The organism is Actinospica durhamensis, from assembly GCF_018139695.1.
Classification (GTDB): domain Bacteria; phylum Actinomycetota; class Actinomycetes; order Streptomycetales; family Catenulisporaceae; genus Actinospica; species Actinospica durhamensis.
The window spans coordinates 1-596 of the sequence record NZ_JAGSOG010000676.1; the positions used below are offsets into that span (position 1 = coordinate 1).

The window sequence follows — 596 nt, forward strand, 5'->3', positions numbered from 1 at the left end:
CGCCACCTGCCCACCCTCAGCAACCAGATCAGCGTCCTGGCGGAGCTCGCCGCGATCCAGCCCGCCGCGATCCGCGTCGCCGCGCAACGCCACCCCGACCTGCCCGAAAACCTCGCCGAAGCCACCGGCTCCGACAGCTGGCTGCTGCGCCAGCACGCCGCCCGGCTGCTGATCTTCCTCGGCTGCGGCGACGCGAGCGCCACCCGCGCGCTGCTCGAGACCGCACTCGACACCGACACCGTCCGCCAGGCCGTGCTCGCCGACGTCGTCTGGTTCGACGCCATCACCCCCGAAGGCTTCGAGCTGCTGCTGACCGCCGCCGAAGACCCCAGCCCGGCCCGCAGCTACCTCGCCGTCCAACTGCTCGCGGTCCTGCTCGACCACTCCACCCTGCACGACACCGAACACATGGCCGCGCTCGCCGCGATCCAGCGCGCCACCACCGCACCCGGCGCCGACCAGCCCCTGCTCGCCGAACACGACGGCGAGATCAGAAACGTCGGCACCGTCGCCGACGCCGGCCGCCGCATCCTGACCGAACTCGCCGCCGGCGGCCCACCCGTCGCCGAAGCCTTTGGCGCACCCCAGTTCCGCGT

The 596-nt window shown here is 73.2% G+C and carries 1 protein-coding gene; it reads left to right on the top strand.

The features are described 5' to 3' along the window. The coding region (locus KDL01_RS41675; protein ID WP_212534236.1) for a hypothetical protein at nucleotides 1-596 on the top strand (596 nt) is incomplete at both ends.